The sequence below is a fragment of the Lysinibacillus antri genome, from assembly GCF_003977595.1.
GTDB lineage: Bacteria > Bacillota > Bacilli > Bacillales_A > Planococcaceae > Ureibacillus > Ureibacillus antri.
This window is the reverse complement of the sequence record NZ_RYYR01000014.1, coordinates 45,033-63,580: the sequence shown is the minus strand read 5'-3', so window position 1 is coordinate 63,580 and position 18,548 is coordinate 45,033. Positions and strand designations below refer to the sequence as shown.

At 36.6% G+C, this 18,548-nt stretch carries 16 protein-coding genes; 13 read left to right on the top strand and 3 right to left on the bottom strand.

What is annotated here, in order from left to right:
• Positions 1-323 precede the first annotated feature (323 nt).
• From pdhA to EK386_RS11620, 3 genes are read left to right on the top strand one after another with little or no spacing between them, the layout of a single operon-like run.
• On the top strand, positions 324-1,394 hold the full coding sequence (gene pdhA, locus EK386_RS11630) for a pyruvate dehydrogenase (acetyl-transferring) E1 component subunit alpha (protein ID WP_126659339.1): 1,071 nt from the start codon (positions 324-326) through the stop codon (positions 1,392-1,394).
• Positions 1,394-2,371, top strand: a complete 978-nt coding sequence (locus tag EK386_RS11625) for an alpha-ketoacid dehydrogenase subunit beta (RefSeq protein WP_126659338.1) — start codon at positions 1,394-1,396, stop codon at positions 2,369-2,371. The genes pdhA and EK386_RS11625 overlap by 1 nt, the downstream gene beginning before the upstream one ends.
• 11 nt (positions 2,372-2,382) lie before the next feature.
• Complete coding sequence (locus tag EK386_RS11620; protein ID WP_126659337.1) at positions 2,383-3,609, top strand: dihydrolipoamide acetyltransferase family protein; 1,227 nt, start codon at positions 2,383-2,385, stop codon at positions 3,607-3,609.
• Between the two features lie 50 nt (positions 3,610-3,659).
• On the opposite strand, the gene EK386_RS11615 is transcribed toward EK386_RS11620, so the two are convergent.
• Positions 3,660-4,082 (bottom strand): PaaI family thioesterase, encoded by a 423-nt coding sequence (locus tag EK386_RS11615; protein ID WP_126659336.1) that lies wholly within the window; start codon positions 4,080-4,082, stop codon positions 3,660-3,662.
• Positions 4,083-4,180: 98 nt separating this feature from the next.
• On the bottom strand, positions 4,181-4,711 hold the full coding sequence (locus EK386_RS11610; protein ID WP_126659335.1) for a hypothetical protein: 531 nt from the start codon (positions 4,709-4,711) through the stop codon (positions 4,181-4,183).
• A 169-nt stretch (positions 4,712-4,880) separates the two neighbouring features.
• Here EK386_RS11610 and EK386_RS11605 point away from each other — a divergent pair, with 169 nt between their 5' ends.
• Positions 4,881-5,351: a YndM family protein gene (locus EK386_RS11605; protein WP_158674418.1), complete on the top strand. Its 471-nt coding sequence runs from the start codon at positions 4,881-4,883 to the stop codon at positions 5,349-5,351.
• A 170-nt stretch (positions 5,352-5,521) separates the two neighbouring features.
• Here the strand turns inward: EK386_RS11605 and EK386_RS11600 are convergent, their stop codons facing one another.
• Positions 5,522-6,415: a TetR/AcrR family transcriptional regulator gene (locus EK386_RS11600; RefSeq protein WP_126659333.1), complete on the bottom strand. Its 894-nt coding sequence runs from the start codon at positions 6,413-6,415 to the stop codon at positions 5,522-5,524.
• 179 nt (positions 6,416-6,594) lie between these two features.
• Between EK386_RS11600 and EK386_RS11595 the strand changes: the two genes are divergently transcribed.
• The 9 genes from EK386_RS11595 (at position 6,595) to EK386_RS11555 (ending at position 18,428) form a co-directional block, all read left to right on the top strand.
• Positions 6,595-8,097 (top strand): DHA2 family efflux MFS transporter permease subunit, encoded by a 1,503-nt coding sequence (locus tag EK386_RS11595; RefSeq protein ID WP_126659332.1) that lies wholly within the window; start codon positions 6,595-6,597, stop codon positions 8,095-8,097.
• Between the two features lie 185 nt (positions 8,098-8,282).
• Entirely contained in the window at positions 8,283-9,554 is a 1,272-nt protein-coding gene (locus tag EK386_RS11590; protein WP_246027654.1) for a diguanylate cyclase, read from the top strand.
• Between the two features lie 204 nt (positions 9,555-9,758).
• Positions 9,759-10,970, top strand: a complete 1,212-nt coding sequence (locus EK386_RS11585; RefSeq protein WP_126659330.1) for an EAL-associated domain-containing protein — start codon at positions 9,759-9,761, stop codon at positions 10,968-10,970.
• Positions 10,971-11,151: 181 nt separating this feature from the next.
• Positions 11,152-12,441 (top strand): glycoside hydrolase family 18 protein, encoded by a 1,290-nt coding sequence (locus EK386_RS11580; RefSeq protein WP_126659329.1) that lies wholly within the window; start codon positions 11,152-11,154, stop codon positions 12,439-12,441.
• A gap of 224 nt (positions 12,442-12,665) precedes the next feature.
• Complete coding sequence (locus tag EK386_RS11575) at positions 12,666-14,900, top strand: YcdB/YcdC domain-containing protein (protein WP_126659328.1); 2,235 nt, start codon at positions 12,666-12,668, stop codon at positions 14,898-14,900.
• Between the two features lie 299 nt (positions 14,901-15,199).
• Positions 15,200-15,517 (top strand): ArsR/SmtB family transcription factor, encoded by a 318-nt coding sequence (locus EK386_RS11570; RefSeq protein ID WP_439331231.1) that lies wholly within the window; start codon positions 15,200-15,202, stop codon positions 15,515-15,517.
• 71 nt (positions 15,518-15,588) lie between these two features.
• Positions 15,589-16,548: a cation diffusion facilitator family transporter gene (locus tag EK386_RS11565; RefSeq protein WP_126659326.1), complete on the top strand. Its 960-nt coding sequence runs from the start codon at positions 15,589-15,591 to the stop codon at positions 16,546-16,548.
• A gap of 628 nt (positions 16,549-17,176) precedes the next feature.
• Positions 17,177-17,650, top strand: coding sequence for a DUF2243 domain-containing protein (locus EK386_RS11560; protein ID WP_126659325.1), 474 nt, complete (start codon positions 17,177-17,179; stop codon positions 17,648-17,650).
• Positions 17,643-18,428 carry a cytochrome c oxidase assembly protein gene (locus EK386_RS11555; RefSeq protein WP_126659324.1) on the top strand — a complete coding sequence of 262 codons (786 nt, stop codon included), beginning with the start codon at positions 17,643-17,645 and terminating at the stop codon, positions 18,426-18,428. The genes EK386_RS11560 and EK386_RS11555 overlap by 8 nt, the downstream gene beginning before the upstream one ends.
• The last annotated feature ends 120 nt before the right edge of the window (positions 18,429-18,548 follow it).

The following is an 18,548-nucleotide window of genomic DNA, read 5'->3' as shown; positions in this document are numbered from 1 at the left end:
GTGGAAGAGGTGTTCATAACCGGGATGAAGGACAAAACCGTGGGGAAAATCAATAATAGTGTTCTTCATAAGCCAAATGAAGGACAAGAACATGGAGAAAATCAATAGAAGTGTTCTTCATACCCCAAATATTAAACTCGCACAATAGACCTCAGTATATTTTGAATTGGCATAAAATCAAAGTGTAAATAAAAACATAAAAATTAATTCACGATGTTAATTATTGCTCGAAAATTCATTCTTTTTGTTATGTAGCCGATTCCCGGAAAACTTTATAATTAATTAAAAATTCAAATAAGACCAAATAAATTGAGGTGAACTAAATGGGATATGAACAACAATTTCCATTACAACAAGTTGTTGACCATAATGGAGAGTTAGTTCTAGAAGGCTACGAAAGTAAAATATCTCAGGATTTAGTTTTAACATTCTACCGGCATCTTATAAGAGTAAGAGCTTTTGATAGAAAAGCAAAAAACCTACAACGTCAAGGGCGGATTGGGACATATGCATTGTTTGAGGGGCAAGAGGCTGCCCAAGTCGGAAGTGCTTTAGCATTACAAAAAGATGATTGGATGTATCCGACTTATCGAGATCATGCAGCTAGTATTACATTTGGCCATTCTCTTCCTACGATTCTTTCCTATTGGAACGGACGTTTTGAAGGAGGAGTACCGCCAAAGGGTAAGCGCATTGTTCCACCTTCTGTACCAATTGCAACTCAACTACCATTAGCGACTGGCACAGCGATGGCCGAGAAGTATAAGGGCACATCAAATGCGGTGATTTGCTACTTTGGTGATGGTGCCACATCAGAGGGGGATTTTCATGAAGGGATGAACTTCGCCAGTGTGGTAAAGGCACCAGTTGTATTTTTCAATCAAAATAATAGTTATGCGATTTCAGTTCCTATTTGGAAGCAAATGAATTCACCAACCATTGCGCAAAAGGCAGTTGCATACAATATTCCGGGTGTAAGAATTGATGGAAATGATATTTTTATCGTCTACTTTGAAACGATGAAGGCATTAGAACGGGCGCGAAATGGTGAAGGTCCAACCTTAATTGAGGCGGTAACATGGCGATATGGTGCACATACAACGGCTGATGATCCGACAAAATACCGAGATCAAGAAGAAAGTGAAAAGCGTCGTGAATATGATCCGATTACTCGTCTAGAGAGGTTTATGAAAAATTACGGACATTGGAATGAAGAATGGGTTCAGAAAGTACAAGAAGAAGTTGAACAGGAAATTAATCAAGCAGTTATAGATATGGAAGCGATGCCAAAACCAGATGTAAACGATATGTTTGATTACATTTTTGCCCAACCGACATGGACAATTCAGGAGCAAAAGGATGCGTATCTTAAACATTTGCGAGGTGAAGCATAATGCAATCATTGACATTAATTCAGGCGATTACAGATGGAATGCGTACGATGATGAGGGACCATGAAGACATTTTAGTGTTGGGTGAAGATGTAGGGAAAAATGGTGGTGTATTCCGTGCGACAGATGGACTTCAAGAAGAATTTAGCGAGTTTCGTGTGATGGATACGCCATTAAGTGAAGCTGGAATAATCGGCACTTCGATTGGAATGGCGATGAATGGGTTACGCCCAATTGCTGAAATTCAATTTATGGGGTTTATCTATCCTGCCTACGAACAAATTATGACCCATGCTGCTAGAATGCGTTACCGAACAAAGGGAGCATTGACTGTTCCTTTAGTAATACGTACGCCATATGGAGCAGGGGTGCGGGCTCCGGAAATTCATTCGGATAGTACGGAGGCATTATTTACACATATGCCGGGCATAAAAGTCGTTTGTCCGTCTACACCATATGATGCGAAAGGGTTGTTAATAGCGGCAATTGAAGACCCAGACCCAGTGTTATTTATGGAATCATTAAAATTGTATCGTTCTGTTCGTGGAGAAGTTCCTAAGGGGAAATATACCATTGAGATCGGAAAGGGTATCAAACGAAAAAATGGTGATGATGTTACTTTAATTGGGTGGGGCGCTATGATGCCAGTCATTGAAAAGGCGGCTGAAGAAGCTGAAAAAAGTGGCATAAGCTGTGACGTGATTGACTTACGCACACTTTACCCGATTGATAAAGAGATCATTGCTGAATCTGTCCAAAAAACTGGGCGATGTGTCATTGTTCATGAAGCCCATGCTACTGGCGGGTTAGGAAATGATATTGTATCAATTATTAATGATACATCCTTTTTATATATGAAATCACCTATTCAGCGAGTAACAGGTGCAGATGTTCATGTACCATTTTTTGCATTAGAGGATCACTATTTACCGACGCCAGCACGGGTAATGAAAGCAATTGAAGATGTCATGTACTTCTAGGGGGTGGAAAAGTGGTTGAAGTTAAATTATATGATGTGGGTGAAGGGATTCATGAAGGGGAAATTCTCACGTACTTCGTAAAAAAAGGTGATACAGTTTCCGTTGATCAGCCATTAGTTGAAATACAAACAGAAAAGATGGTTGCCGAGTTGCCATCGCCTGTAGCAGGTGTTGTAAAAGATATACTCATTGAAATCGGCACAACCATTACAGTAGGAACGACCGTATTAATCATTGAAGAAGAGGGAGTATCAAGAAAAATTCAAAATGATAAGATGGAGATTGCGTCATTAGATATAGAGCTAGAGAAAATTAAGCCGAAAAGTATGACAATGCAGGTAGCTCCAAAAAGTAAAATTGGTGTTGTCATAGCTTCACCCTATACAAGAAAAATTGCACGAGAACATGATGTGGACATTACGTTAGTAAAAGGAACTGGTCGTGCAGGAAGGGTACTTGAGGAAGATATATATCACTATTTGAAGCAACAGGAAATAGCCCCCGAACTAATGCCTGTTGAAAGTCAACCGAGTGTAGTAACAGATGAGGCTGACGTAATCCCATTCAGAGGGATTCGAAAACAAATTGCGAAGAAAATGACAAAATCTTTATATACAATACCTCATGTTACCCATTTTGAAGAAATTGATATGACCAATTTGTTAGCGTTTCGTCATGAATTAAAATCAGCAAACGTTTCAATTTCTGTAGTGGCTTTTTTTATCAAAGCGTTAGCAATTGCATTAAAGGATTTCCCGATTTTCAATGCGAAATTAGATGAAGAAAATGAAGTAATTCGTTTAGAAAAAGTGGTTCATATCGGTCTTGCTACAGATACTGATCACGGTCTTGTTGTTCCGGTTTTAAGGAATGTGAGGCACAAATCATTAAAACAAATTCACGAAGAAATGAAAGGGCTTACGAAAAAAGCGCAGGATGGTAAGCTGACGGTCAATGAGATGACTGGTAGTACGTTTACCATTAGCAATGTTGGACCAATGGGAAGTATCGGAGCAACGCCAATTATTAATTATCCAGAAACGGGATTGATGGCATTCCATAAGACAAAGAAGATGCCAGTTGTAAATGAACATGATGAAATTGTCATTCGATCCATGATGAATATTTCCATGTCCTTTGATCATCGAGTTGCCGATGGAGGAACTGCGGTAGCCTTTACAAATCGATTTAAAGAACTTATTGAAACACCAAGTCTATTATTCTTAGAACTTACTTAATAGAAGAAAGCCCAATTTCTCATTTCATTGAGAAGTTGGGCTAAATTTAGTTAATCTGGAATAATCATGACAGAGGAAACGACACTCGCCACTTTTTTTTCATTTTGAAATAACTCGGCAACGATATAGGCGATTTTGTTTCCTTTTCGATCAACCTTTGCTTCCACTAATACATCACCTTGAAGGACTGGTCGATGAAAAGTTGTATGAAGATCTATCGAAGCAAAAGTCTGCTGTGCTTCTAGTGTAGATGAAATCGCGTAGGCCATAATAATATCCGCAGCTGACGATACATATCCACCCATTGCGATTCCTTTTCCGTTGATAAATTTTTCATCCACTTTCCATAATCCACGTGCAATGCCATTCTCAGCATAGGTAGCTTCGATTTGTAACGTTAAATCACAATTCGGTGGTGTTTTTCCCTCGGTTATCACTTGGATAAGATCCGCGGCTTTATAAATATTTGTCATCTCCATACCCCCAATAATAGCAATCCATATATTGAATATTCTAACATCTTAATTGGTAAATCGGTATGGTATTTAAAAAGATTGTACCTGCTGAAGTGCTAATCCGCATCTGTTAATTCATTTATCGCTGCAAACCCCAGTGTCTTACGGAATTTCATATTGTGCTTAAAATTATTTAAAGCATCTGACGGATCAATGAAAGCAAAGTTTAATGTTTCAAATGTTGCGCGGTCAAATTTGGCGGAAACAATGCAATATCTCTCAATATGCCCGGTTTCCGTGTTTAGTTGTTCATCATAGGCATGGACATACGTTGTGTGGATTGGTAATAAGGCAAAAAGATCACGTGCAATGCGGATCATACAACTACATACATAGTCTTGTTGCAAATCGTAATACTTTGTTTTGGTGAATTTCTTAACCGAGAGATTGCCAGCCTTTGTTAATGTTTTTTCGTTGGTAGGAATTATGCTTTTCGAATGGACATCAAATTGAACAAAGATCGTGGATGCATCATTACAGCCAATTTCAAAGCCACTACCAAATTCGCTTAAATCATTTAGTGGGTCCATTTCTTCGATGACTTGCATATAGGCATCCAAGTCTCCATTAAGAACGCGTTCACTCAATAACTTTAGCTTTTACGTTATTTCCGTAATAAATCGTATCTACAACAGTATTTGCATATGGAAAGTAGCTAAACATTTAATGAAATTCAGTCCAATTTCTTTATTTACAGTATGAAGCAATTCATTCAGGAAAAACTACTACATAAAGAAATGGAAGGAAGGATTACATTTGAAGAACACTAAGGCGATTCTTATAAAGTTTGCCATAACATTTGGTGTTTTATTGTTAGTGTTAACATTTTATTTTGGCGTATCACTGATCAATACACTAATCATAAGTGTTGTTTTAACTTTAGTTGCATTTGTTGGTGATAAGGTTCTCTTGCCGAAAATCGGAGGAGTCTCCGCTACAGCCGGTGATTTAGTGCTTGCCTTTTTAGTCATATGGGCTTTAGGGGCGTTATTGTTTGATCCAGACATTTCAGTATTCTCAGCGGCTTTATTGTCATCATTGTTCATTGCAGGTGGGGAGTTTTATTACCATAAATATTTGGTCGATCATCTATTTGAAAATGAAATGGAACATACAACCATGACGCCGAAGCATAATCTTGTCACACAAACGGAATTTTCTGAGGACTTTGATAAAGGGATTGAAAGTAATAAGGAAAAACAACAAGATGATGCAAATATGAGTTGATAAAAAAGGGGGATGTCCAGAAAGCACTACACTTTCTGGACATCTACGCTTCTAATAATAAAATAGCGCTAAAAAGCTTTGCTCCTGCGGTAGTAACAATAAATTGTCACAATCCTCGTCGCAAAGGAGACGTCCAAAAATGACTTTTCGGACGTCTCCTTTAGTATGGTTTACGAGTTTTCCTTCTTCATATGCAAATAACGCCAAAAAGCAATGGAGATTTCGTGTACTTCGTGTTCGTGTGTTGTTGATTTAAAACTTCTAATAAAGGCTTGTAAAATTGCTTCTAGTATATAAAGACTGTCATTATTCGACTGTAGCTCCTTTATTAGATAATCCGTGTATTCAATTCCGCTTTCTGGGTCGTTTTCAGTAAGCTTTTCTTTAAAGCCTTCTAATTGATTGACTAGCATCTCTTTTGAAACTATCCGAAGATCTACTTTAAGTTGTAGTGACTGAACAATTTCTGGCGTAATAATGATTTCTTTCTTAATGAGCTGACGTTCAATAATGGCATCGATATGATTCATGACGACTTTAATTACTTCTTCTGGAGAACCAAATTGCTTTGTTGCCATCGCGATAATACGTAATGATTGTTGCATCATGCCAATTATATGGACAGCACATTCAAAGGAAATATCTCGAATTTTTTCCCCATATACATCAACCAGTCGATTTGCCAGCCAACTGATTTCAAGGATTATATGTTTTTCAAGTAATGCTTTTAATTCCTTATCAGCGTTTCCTGCGAGTGACTCAAAAATTTGAACGACATTTCGTTTTCGGTTTACATAAGCGATAAGTGCAATTTGCTTGATAAGTATGTCAATATTTGAACGGTCTTCATTAATTGCGATTTCATAACGTTGACTTAATGCTTCTTCTCGAGTTTCTTCCAAGATCGCAATTAAGCATTCATTTTTGGAAGCGAAGTGATTATAAAAAGTGCCTTTGGAGATATGTGCAGCCGAAATAATATCCATTATAGACGTATCGTTAAAACCTTTATCGATAAAAAGCTGACGCGCAGCATGGATAATCTGACGTTTTCTTTTATTCATATTTTCACCTTTTTTACTTTTGTATGAAATAATTATACCACTAGTTTAATGTTGTAAGCATTTTCAATTCAACTTTTTTTCTATGAAGCTACTTTTATGTTGAAAAAAATAGACTATGGGTATAAAATGAATTTCGAGTATAGAAACGAATTTAATGAGAGCGAGTGAAATAAATAAATATGAATACTGCACAGACAGTACAAAAGCCCCCGTATTTAATGATTGCCATCTTATTTGTGGGTGCTTTTGTTGCTTTTTTAAACAATACATTATTAAATGTTGCACTTCCTACCATGATGGAAGACTTAGGGGTAACCTATTCAACTATTCAATGGCTTGCCACTGGCTATATGCTCGTAAGTGGGGTGTTAATTCCTGCATCGGCGTTCTTAATAACACGCTTTAAAACAAGACCATTATTTATCTTTGCTATGGCAATTTTTACGATCGGCACATTATTTGCTGCCATTGCGCCTAACTTTGGGATGTTACTAGCGGGTCGTATGATACAAGCAGTTGGATCTTCCGTAATGGGTCCGATTTTAATGAATGTGATGTTAATTAGTTTCCCTGTAGAGAAGCGTGGAGCTGCGATGGGAATATTCGGTTTAGTTATGATTAGTGCTCCTGCCATTGGACCGACATTATCTGGATGGATTGTTGAGCATTATGATTGGCGAGTACTTTTCGAGATGATTTTACCGATTGCCATTATTAGCTTATTGTTAGGTATTTGGAAATTACAGAATGTATTACCTAATCGAAAAGTTACATTAGATTATTTCTCACTAGTGCTATCCTCAATTGGATTCGGTGGGATTTTGTATGGTTTCAGTACAGCTGGGAATGATGGTTGGACAGATCCGATTGTACTTACAACAACAATTGTTGGGGTTATTGGTGTAGTAGCATTTGTCGTTCGTCAATTAAAATTAGAAACACCAGTCCTAAGTATGGAAATCTTTAAATCACCAATGTTTGCATTATCAGCCGTTATTAGTGCCGTGAACTCTATGGCCATGATGGGTGGGATGATTTTAACACCTGCATACGTCCAACAAGTTCGTGGGATTGACCCGTTTGAGTCTGGATTAATGATGTTACCAGGTGCAATTGTTATGGCGGTGATGTCACCAATTACAGGGAAATTGTTTGATAAATATGGCCCAAGAATTTTAGCAGTAATAGGGCTCTTCATTACGGCAGTTGCAACGTTCTATTTATCTACGTTAGATGTTAATTCAACGTATTTATTTATTATTTCAATCTATACAATTCGTATGATTGGGATCTCATTAATAATGATGCCGATTATGACAAACGGCTTAAATTCGTTACCAATGCAATTAAACCCTCATGGTACTGCAGCAAACAATACGATTCAACAAGTTGCAGGTTCAATCGGTACTGCAATTCTAATCGCAGTGATGAATGCACGTACAACATCATCTGCTGAAACATTAGCAAAAGAGGCTCAAAATTCAGCAACAGGACCAATGACAGAAGAACAAATTGCAACGTTAAAAGGACAAATAACACAACAGGCGTTACTAGATGGAATTCAATACTCATTTTTAATAGCAACATTCATTACTTTAATTCCATTAATCCTGTCATTTTTCTTAAAACGTGCAAAAAGTCCGGACAAATTACAGTCTAGCGTTGAAAATGAAGCACAATAAAAGGAAAGGAGTAACCTCGAATTTATGAGGCTACTCTTTTTCTTTTTAGTTGGAAATATATTAATATATTAATTTAAACTGGATTATTGTTTATTCTTTGTAAAGAGGATAAGATGAAATTAAGATACATTAAAGAGGATCATTATATAAATAAACGTGACACTAAGGAGGGGTAAGGATTGGATATGCAATTTTATAAACAATTTTATAAAAATTCTCCAACCGCTTATACGTGTCAACAAGCAATTTTCGATGGAAATGGGACACCTATTGATTACATCATTTTGGATTATAATGAATCCTATGAAAAGATGATGGGGATTAATGGAGAAAAAATAAAAGATAAAAGATACTATGACATTTTCCCAAATGGGTGGGAGAACCAACGAGAATGGAACAATTTTGTAATCGATGCAGTCATTAATAAAAAATCCACACAATTTGATATAAATCGGTATACAATCCAAAAGTGGATAAGAATAATTAACTTCCCCATAGATGGAGACATTTTTGGCTGTATATATTTTGATGTAACGAAAGAGTATATGTTAGATAAAGAAGTTGAAGGTTTCCTAAAAGTTAATATCGATATGTTATCCGTATCTAGTACGGATGGCTATTTCGTTCGAGTAAACCAAGCGTTTGAAAGAATTTTAGGATACAAAGTAGAGGAACTGGAAGGTAACCGTTTTACAGATTTAGTTCATCCGGAAGACTTACCACGAACAATCGAAGCAATGAAAGATTTAGTCAATCAAAAGTATGTCTCAAGCTTTGTGAATCGTGTGCTTCGTAAAGATGGAACGTACCGTTATTTAGAATGGCATTCACAACCAAATGGCAACTATATTTATTCTTCTGCAAGAGACATTACGGAAAGACGAAAGTTGGAACAAGAACTATTCGAGAAAAATCAAAGTCTAGCAAAACTTACAGAGGAATTAAAAGAGAAAAATAAGCTATTAAAGACATTAGCAATTACAGATGATTTAACAGGTCTATATAATCGTCACTATTTGGATATGAAAATCGGAGACGAAATAAACCATGCGGATCGCGTCAATCAACCACTTTCGATGATCATAATTGATATGGACTTTTTTAAAGAGGTAAACGACACATGGGGCCATCCAGTAGGAGATGATGTATTAAAGCAAACTGCTGGGATACTTAAAGGCATTGTACGAAAATCGGATATCCTTGTTCGTCTTGGTGGAGAAGAATTCATCATTATTTTAAATAATACGACTACCGAAGAAGCCTATCTCATTGCAGAACGAATTCGTAAAACGATTGAACAGTACAAGTTCCCAATTGCGGGCTTTTTAACAGCTAGTTTGGGAGTAGCTACAAAAGAAAAGAATGAAGCTTTTAATAGTTGGTATGGAAGAACCGACTTAGCTCTTTATAAAGCAAAAGGGAAAAAGCGCAATTGTGTTGTGAAATCTTCAAGTTGATAAAAAATTTTCATTAATAATAAATATGTTCGTCATATTCAAAGTAATAAAGAATACACTAGGTTACAGTGTGTTCTTTTTTTGCATAAAATTAATTGTGATAGAAATGGTGATGTAACTTTTTCTGACATGTAGTTTGGTGTATAATTAGGATGAAGTAAGGACAGGTAATTATTTTAGATTTTGTGTGTGGGGGTTATGAGGATGGATGTTCTTGATTTTTTAGAGAAACTAGATGAAATCAAAATTAAGTTTGAACCAATTTTTAGTGCAGATGAACACGTCATTGTAGCTTATGAAATTATTGCACAGCATACAATTGCAGGAAGAATTGTTGATCTAAAAGAGTTTACATATGATGAATCAATTGCAGAAGAGATACGGACAGAAGTGGAATTGTATGTAATAAGAAAAACAATTGAAATTGCAAAAGAAGATGTTTTACGAAATCAAGTTGCCCTCTATTTACCGTGTAATCCAAACTTGCTTATGACAGACTTTGGTGAGAAGTACTTCCAAGTGTTAAAAGATCAATTAGATGAAAGTTGCATGTCTTCTATTTATTTAGTGATTCCAGAGCATAAGTTTAAAGGTGACTTTGAGCAGTTACAACACCCCATTCGCTATATAAAAACATACGGTGTGAAGATTGCACTAGATAATATTGGTTCTGAGACGAATTTGGATCAAATTTTAATGTTCGAGCCATCTGTATTAAAAATCAATGTTAGCCAACTAAATTATAATGCGTGGGGTGCGCAAAACCATGTATTTACAACGATACAATCATTAGCGATTAAAATTGGATCTACGTTAATGTTTGATAATATTCAGACCGATTATCAACTGCATCATGCATGGAAAAATGGTGCGCGTTATTTTAAAGGGGTATATTTACAAAAGCCAGCCGAGCAATTTATCCCACGTGATACGCTAAAGATGCGTTTCCGTAATGAGTGTCAGCAATTTATCTTAGCGGAAAAAAGACTTTTAGAAGTGAAATATGAAGAAATGAAAAAGCTGAAAAAAACGATTACGACTATCGTGGAACATGTGAAGCCGGATGGGAAAGATGTACAGAAGCTATTACAACTAGCGAAACAATTAGAAGCTTATGCATTTCGTTTTTATATTTGTAACGATGAAGGATTCCAAGTGTCGCCAAACATTGTCCGCCATAATGGTCAATGGGATGTGGAAAATAATGCGGTTGGTAAAAATTGGAGTTGGCGACCATACTTCCTATTCAATCTAATCAAAATGAGAAATGATGCAAAAGGTGAGCTTTCAAGTATTTATAGTGATATCGAAACCGGTGAATTAACACGTACGTATTCAATGGCATTAAATGATCATGAATATTTATTTGTCGACATCACGTACGATTATCTTTATGAACATAATATTGTAAATTAAAATAATGGGCTACTAAATGTTTGATTGTCTAAGCATTTAGTAGTTTTTTGTATGTTGAGTAAACAGAGCGTTCCGTATGAGGGACCCAGTTGCAAATTTCAACTGTTATTTTCTATGCATCCTTATCATAAAATCTAATGGTGTTATATTTTCATAGAACGATTTAAGGGGAGGAAACACGATTCAAATACACGTTGTTCAACCAGGTCAATCGTTATGGGGGATTTCTCAGGCATATGGAACAACAATGGAAAACATCGTTCAGGCAAATCAAATAGAAGATTCTTCAAGTCTTGTAATCGGGCAAGCATTAGTGATTCCGATTTACGGTAGCTTTTATTGGGTTCAACCAGGGGATTCTTTATATACCATTGCCCAGCGCTTTGGCACAAATCCGAATACCCTTGCGCAAATTAACGGGATAAACCCGAACACGCCGTTAACAGTAGGAACAAGGCTTTATATTCCACCAATGCCTAAACGAAATACCGAAGTAAATATTTATATTGAACCAATGGGCGATACGGTGAGCCAGGAATTATTAAATGAAGCGAGAAGTGTAGGTCCATACTTAACGTACTTGGCGCCATTTAGTTATGAAGCAAGAAGAGATGGTAGCTTGGATCCAATTCCGACAGAGGGAATACCGGAAGTTGCAGCAAGTGCAGGGGCAAAACTGATGATGGTAGTGACCAATTTAGAAAATGGTCAATTTAGTGGTGAGCTGGGTAAAGCCATTCTCCAAAGCTCTGCTGTTCAAGATGTGTTGCTTGAAAACATTGTAGAAGAGGCAAGAAGAATTGGAAGTGTATCCGATATTCATTTTGATTTTGAGTTTTTACCAGGGGATCAGCGCCAGGCGTACAATAATTTCTTAAGAAAAGCGGCGGATTATTTGCATAGAGAAGGATTTTTGATCTCAACTGCCCTAGCACCAAAAACAAGTCGTGAGCAAGCGGGACAATGGTACGAAGCGCATGATTATCGAGCGCATGGGGAGATAGTTGACTTTTCTGTTTTAATGACATATGAGTGGGGATATTCTGGTGGACCACCAATGCCAGTTTCTCCGATTCAAGAAGTGGAAAAAGTATTAAATTATGCGTTAAGTGAGATGCCTGCCAATAAGATTATGATGGGCCAAAATTTATATGGCTATGATTGGACACTGCCGTTTGTAGAAGGCGGAAAGTACGCTCGTGCAGTAAGTCCGCAACGAGCAATAGAAATCGCAAGGGAAAATAATGTAGCGATTCAATATGATTACACTGCTCAAGCACCTCATTTTAATTATGTAGATAAAGAAGGGGCTGCTCATAAAGTGTGGTTTGAAGATGCGCGGTCAATTCAAGCAAAGTTTAACCTTATGAAACGATTAAACTTGAGAGGAATAAGTTATTGGAAGCTTGGTTTCCCATTCCCTCAAAACTGGTTACTCATCGGTGAGAATTTTAATGTAACGAAAAGGTGATTGGTGCCTTGATTGGTGCCTGGTACTCACACAATTCTCACACAACTTTTTTTGCCTCAAATCTACTAACGTGTAGGTCGAGGCTTTTTTTGGTGCCTGGCACGCAAACAATTCTGAAAACTTCTTTAATGTGGAGCTTTAAAAGGAATAGATGAATAGAAACTACTATTTTATCTCTTCCTATTATGTAATAAAATGGATGTTAAATAGTGAGGAGGGTTATTTTGGTAAATTTAAGGAGAATTGGAATTACTGTAACAACTGCGGCATTATCTTTAGGATTAGTAACTTCAGTAGGACATGCACAAACAACGGTCAATGGACAAGGTGGACAAGCAGAAAAACCTTTAATCGAGGTTGCTGCTACTGAGAGCACTGTATCAAAAAATGACTTAATTAAAAAGTTCAAAGAGATCTTCCCAAACAAATTTGATTACTTAACAAGTAATGATTTTCATATGAGTAGCGGACATCATTTTCCTGGTGAAGACACGATCCGCTATGATTTAAGTTTCCATAAAACTGTTCAAGGTAAAAATATTCATGGTGGCATTACATTCGCAGGTGAGAAGTTAGAAATTGAGAGTTTTTATTTCAGCCCAGCTAATGAATCAGAAGCATTGTTCCCTGCGAAAGTAAAAGAAGATGAGGCCAAGGAAATTGCTTCAAACTTTATTAAGAAGTTCCCAAATGGCGATCAATATAAACTCAATACAAATGAAAGTAATTTTTATTATTTTTATGCAAACCAAGTATTAACTGAGCCAATCCGTTATGGCTTTACATTTGGACGTACGAACAAGGATATTAAAATTTCTGATCAGCAAATCCACGTAACAGTACTTGGAAATGGCGAAATTACAGAATTTTATCGAAACCCATTATCTAATAAATCACATACATTTGATGAAACAACTCAATTAAAAATGCAATCAGAAGTACTAAAGAAAATAAAAGAAAATCTATCAGTTCAGCTCCAATATCAAATTAATCACGATTATCAAAGTGGTGAAAGAACTGTCCAATTAGTTTATAATCCAACAAGCCAATTCGTGGGTGTTCATGCGTTAAGTGGCGATTGGTATACTTCAAAAGAGATCACAAGTAGCCTACCACCTCGAAAATCAATAGAAAAACTAGTAGAAAAGCCATTACCAGCAAAGCATAAAGGTTTAACAGTTGAAGATGTCAAGACACTTGTCAATGAATTATTAAAAGTGGATTCAGAAGATGTGACTTTAACAATTCATCATGTTGGTGAAACAACGAATTATAACGGTAAAGAAGTATATGTGGTTGATTATTCCTATGAATATAAAAATGGCGGCTATGGGACAAGCATTGAGATTGACAAACAAACGGGTGAAATCATTCAATATCACGACATGAGAAATGAAGTACTAAATAATTTAGGCAAAGATGAAAGTAAAGGTGGTACTTTAACAAGTGCTGAAGCCTTATCAAAAGCAATTGCCTATTTAAAAGAATGGGTACCATCGTATTTACACAATTATGCCAAACCAATTGCTGAACCTTATGTTGATCAACAATTAGGATCATATAGTTTCACATTCCCAAGAGTAGTGAATGGAATTGCCGTAACAGGGGATGAAATCAGCATCAGTATTAATTCAGATGGAAAATTAAGTAGTTTATATGTTAATCAACAAAATATCGAAGAGTGGCCACAGGTAGAAGGCGCATTATCCAATGAAAAAGCTAAAGAACGCTATTTAGAAGCAATCGGTGTAGAGTTACTGTACATGAAACATTCTGAAGAAGACAAGCACTATTCGTTAGTTTATGTACCAACTTATAACAAGTTAGCGATCGGTTCTTTAGATGCAACGAGTGGGGAATGGATTTCTCATTACGGACAGAAAGACTCTACAACCGTATCACATCCAACTGCAGCAAACGAATTGAACTACTTAATTCAAAATAAAATATTAGATGTGAAGGATCCAGCTAGCTTTAATGCAAACGAGAAAATCTCAAAAGGTGAAGCGTTAAGTGTGTTGGTGAAGTCTTTATCCTATTTTTATGATGGAATGTATCCAGAGCAAGAGGAAAAACCACAATCTTTCGAAAATATCGGCCCTGATAATAAATACTATAATGTAGTTGAAAGAGCTGTAACGATGGGTATTTTAGATGCTTCGGCGGGTACATTTGACACGGAAGCGAAAATTACACGTGAAGAATTAGCCGTTTGGTACATTAAAGCGCTTGGATTAGAACAGGCTGCTAAACATAAAGACATTTATAAAGTGAATGTAAAAGACGCAGATGAGGTAACACAAACAGGTTATGTTGCATTAGCGACGGCATTAGAAATACTACCTACAGAAGATGGTAAGTTTAGTCCGAAAAAAGAAGTAACGTATGCAGATGTGGCAGTTTCCACAATTCGCCTAGCGCACAAAGCACATGAATCAGGAGTAGAAATCTACTATTGAAAAAGGGGCATTTCCACCGTGTGTGGGGATGCCTATTTTAATTGAATAAGAATGTATAAAATTTTAAGTTGGAATAATGTCTAGCTTCAGCACCATAGCCCCTTTCGAAACTTCAACTTCCTCCTACGCATGCAAGCATCCTTGTCGGAAGTCTCTAGTTTCTGTCGGGGCTGAGCGATGGCGCTTCCACTTTTCATATAAAATTTTCCAAATGAATATGTGTACATTTAGAATAAATCAACGTATAATAATTATATGAACATATGCTCATATATCGAATTTTAAGTGAGGTGGATGGAGTGGAGGATGATTTCCAATTGGCAAGTGAAGAATTAGATGAAGAAACGTTATTTTTAGTTTCTCAAACATTTAAAGCATTAAGTGACCCAACTCGAATACGAATATTAAATTTACTTTTTGCAAAGGAGTATTCCGTTAACGAAATTGCAGATACGTTAGATCTTAGACAATCAACTGTTTCCCATCAACTTCGATTTTTAAAAAATCTCCGTTTAGTTAAATATCGTAGAGAAGGCACAACTTTATTTTACTCTTATGATGATGAACATGTGATGAACATGTTAAAGCAAACAATTGAACATGCTATTCATAGCTAGAAGGTAAAATGTCTTATATCAAATATCGCTATATGAACATATATTAATATATAAAGATAGGGGGCATAGCAATGGGACACGGACATGATCATGCACATCACAATCATGCACACGGCGCCAATAAAAAGACGTTGTTGATTGCATTTTTTATCATTAGTGCATTTATGATTCTCGAAGTCATTGGGGGATTAATGACAAATAGCCTTGCGTTACTTTCAGATGCTGGGCATATGCTTAGCGATGCGGTATCACTTGGGGTAGGAGTTCTAGCCTTTAAATTTGGTGAGAAGGTGGCAAGCTACAGTAAAACCTATGGATATAAGCGTTTTGAAATATTAGCTGCTGTATTTAATGGTGTTACGCTAATTATCATTGCCCTTTTCATTTTTTATGAGGCAATCGAAAGGTTTTCCAATCCTCCTCAAATTGCGTCAACGGGGATGTTAACGATTGCAATTATCGGGCTACTTGTCAATATTTTAGTAGCGTGGATTATTATGCGTGGCGGTGATACGAAGGAAAATTTAAATGTACGCGCAGCATTTTTACATGTTATTGGCGATATGCTTGGTTCGGTAGGGGCAGTAATTGCAGCTCTACTGATAATGTTTTTAGGTTGGGGCTGGGCAGATCCATTAGCAAGTGTAATCGTGGCACTGTTAGTTTTAATTAGTGGTTATCGCGTAACAAAAGACTCGATTCATGTTTTAATGGAAGGTACACCAAGTAATATTAAGCTAGAAGAAATTATTCAAATCTTTAAATCAACGCCGGATGTAATGGATATTCATGATTTACATGTATGGTCAATTACAAGTGGCCAAAATGCATTATCTTGCCATATGGTAGTGAAAGATCATATCACATTACAAGAAAGTCAAAAGATGCTGAAAGATATTGAACATCGATTACTACATGTGGGGATTAATCATATGACAGTTCAAATAGAAAATGTAGAACATGCCCATGACAACTCGATCTTATGCAAACTCAAAAATGATGACCACCATCACCATGCGCATAGTCATTAAATGAAGCATGAGGCTGTTCTGAAGGTGAAAAATAAGGCTAGCTAGGGTAAAACAAAAACACATCACTTTTCCATTGAGAAAAATGATGTGTTTTTAATGTGGAGAAAATTAATTTCCGTTACGGGGACGCTTTTCGTGGGCCCGGCTCGAGCCTCCTCGTCACTTTGCTCCTGCGGGGTCTCGAGTCACTGTTCCCGCAGGAGTCGCCCCTTCACTTCAATCAACAAGTTACTTAGGACAATAGGATATAAGAATATACCGGTAGTATAATCTGAATTTAGAAAGCGCGGCCTACCACTGTAAGCCGCGAACAAATATAGAAAGTTTAGTTGGCATTATTTTATGTGAGAGGACCTTTCACAAAGCACAAAGACAAGTCGTAGAGACAGCTTCAAGTTGGCTCTGCGGCTTGTGTGCTTAGTCCTCTCACTATGCAAACTTTTTCCGAAACTCCGTTAGCATCTAGTAATAGAGCAGTTTTTATCATTTCCAAAGCTACTATATATAATTCATAAGCAATATAATTCATAAGCACTTATTAGATACTTGTTTTTTCTAATTATAGCTTTTACAAAAGATGGATAAAATAGGAGGGGAAAATATACGTACGATAAGAGGATGAGTAGAATTGGAAAAAAATAAAAATGACGATGCTTTAAATCTATGGTCAGGTGTGTTCTTTGGAGTAGGGATCGTGGCATTTTTGGACGAGGCTGTTTTCCACCAATTGCTTCATTGGCATCACTTTTATGATAAAGCTACATTAAGTGTAGGGCTAATCTCGGATGGTCTGTTTCATGCATTTAGTTGGTTCGCAACCGTAGCCGGATTATTTATGCTTGCTCAACTAAGAAAACGAAATGTGTGGAAAAAACAAAAATGGATCGGTTCTTTATTGCTTGGAGCAGGGGTGTTCCAGCTCTATGATGGAACGATTCAACATAAATTAATGAAAATCCACCAAATTCGTTACAATGTGGAGATTTTTTATTACGATCTAACCTGGAATGTCATTGCCATTTTATTAATTATTATTGGAACTGTCTTAATAAAAAAGAAGTCCTCCGTTCCACATCCAAAAGTAGGTGGAATGAATGCATAATCACCATGAAGTAGGTACAGTGGATAGTTCAAGTCTGTTGGGTCTGGGGATATTAATCAGTTGTCTTATTTTACCTTATTTAATTGCCGTGTATGCTTCTAACAAGAAAAAGCGAAAGTGGCCATTGTATCGAATTGTTTTATGGAGTGCAGGAATCGTCTGTATTAGCTTAAGCATTCTAGGACCAATTGCGAAAATGGCTCATACTAGTTTTCAAGCACATATGGCTACCCATTTGCTCCTCGGGATGCTAGGTCCATTATTGCTTGTATTTTCAGCACCAATGACTTTGTTAGTAAGAACGTTACCTGTACGATTTGCAAGAAAAGTAAGCAAATTTCTAAAAAGCACATATATCCAATTTGTTAGTCATCCAATAACTGCAAGCATCTTAAATATTGGAGGGTTATGGATTCTCTATACGACAGACTTGTTTAATCTTATGCACTCCTCGACAGTACTTTATATTTTCATTCATTTCCATGTGTTTTTAGCGGGATATATTTTTACGGTATCGATGATTAACGTTGATCTATCCCCTCGACGGACAAGTTTTCAATTAAGAGCAGTTGTATTAGTACTAGCGATGGCAGGTCATAGTATTTTATCAAAATGGATTTATGCAAACCCGCCAGTAGGAATTGAACAAGCTGATGCAAAAGTGGGGGCAATGTTGATGTATTATGGTGGCGACCTGATTGATTTAATCATCGTTATTGCTGTATGTGCGCAATATTTTAAACTAAAACAACCGGAACCAGTGCTACTAAAAGCGTAGACCCTCCAAATTGATGGAGGGTTATTTTTTTGTTCATTCTATTAAAGTTGTTAAAATAGGTTCGGAATTTTGTATGATGCGTTCGGGTACTGCTGAAATAGGAAAAAATTTTGGAGCCAA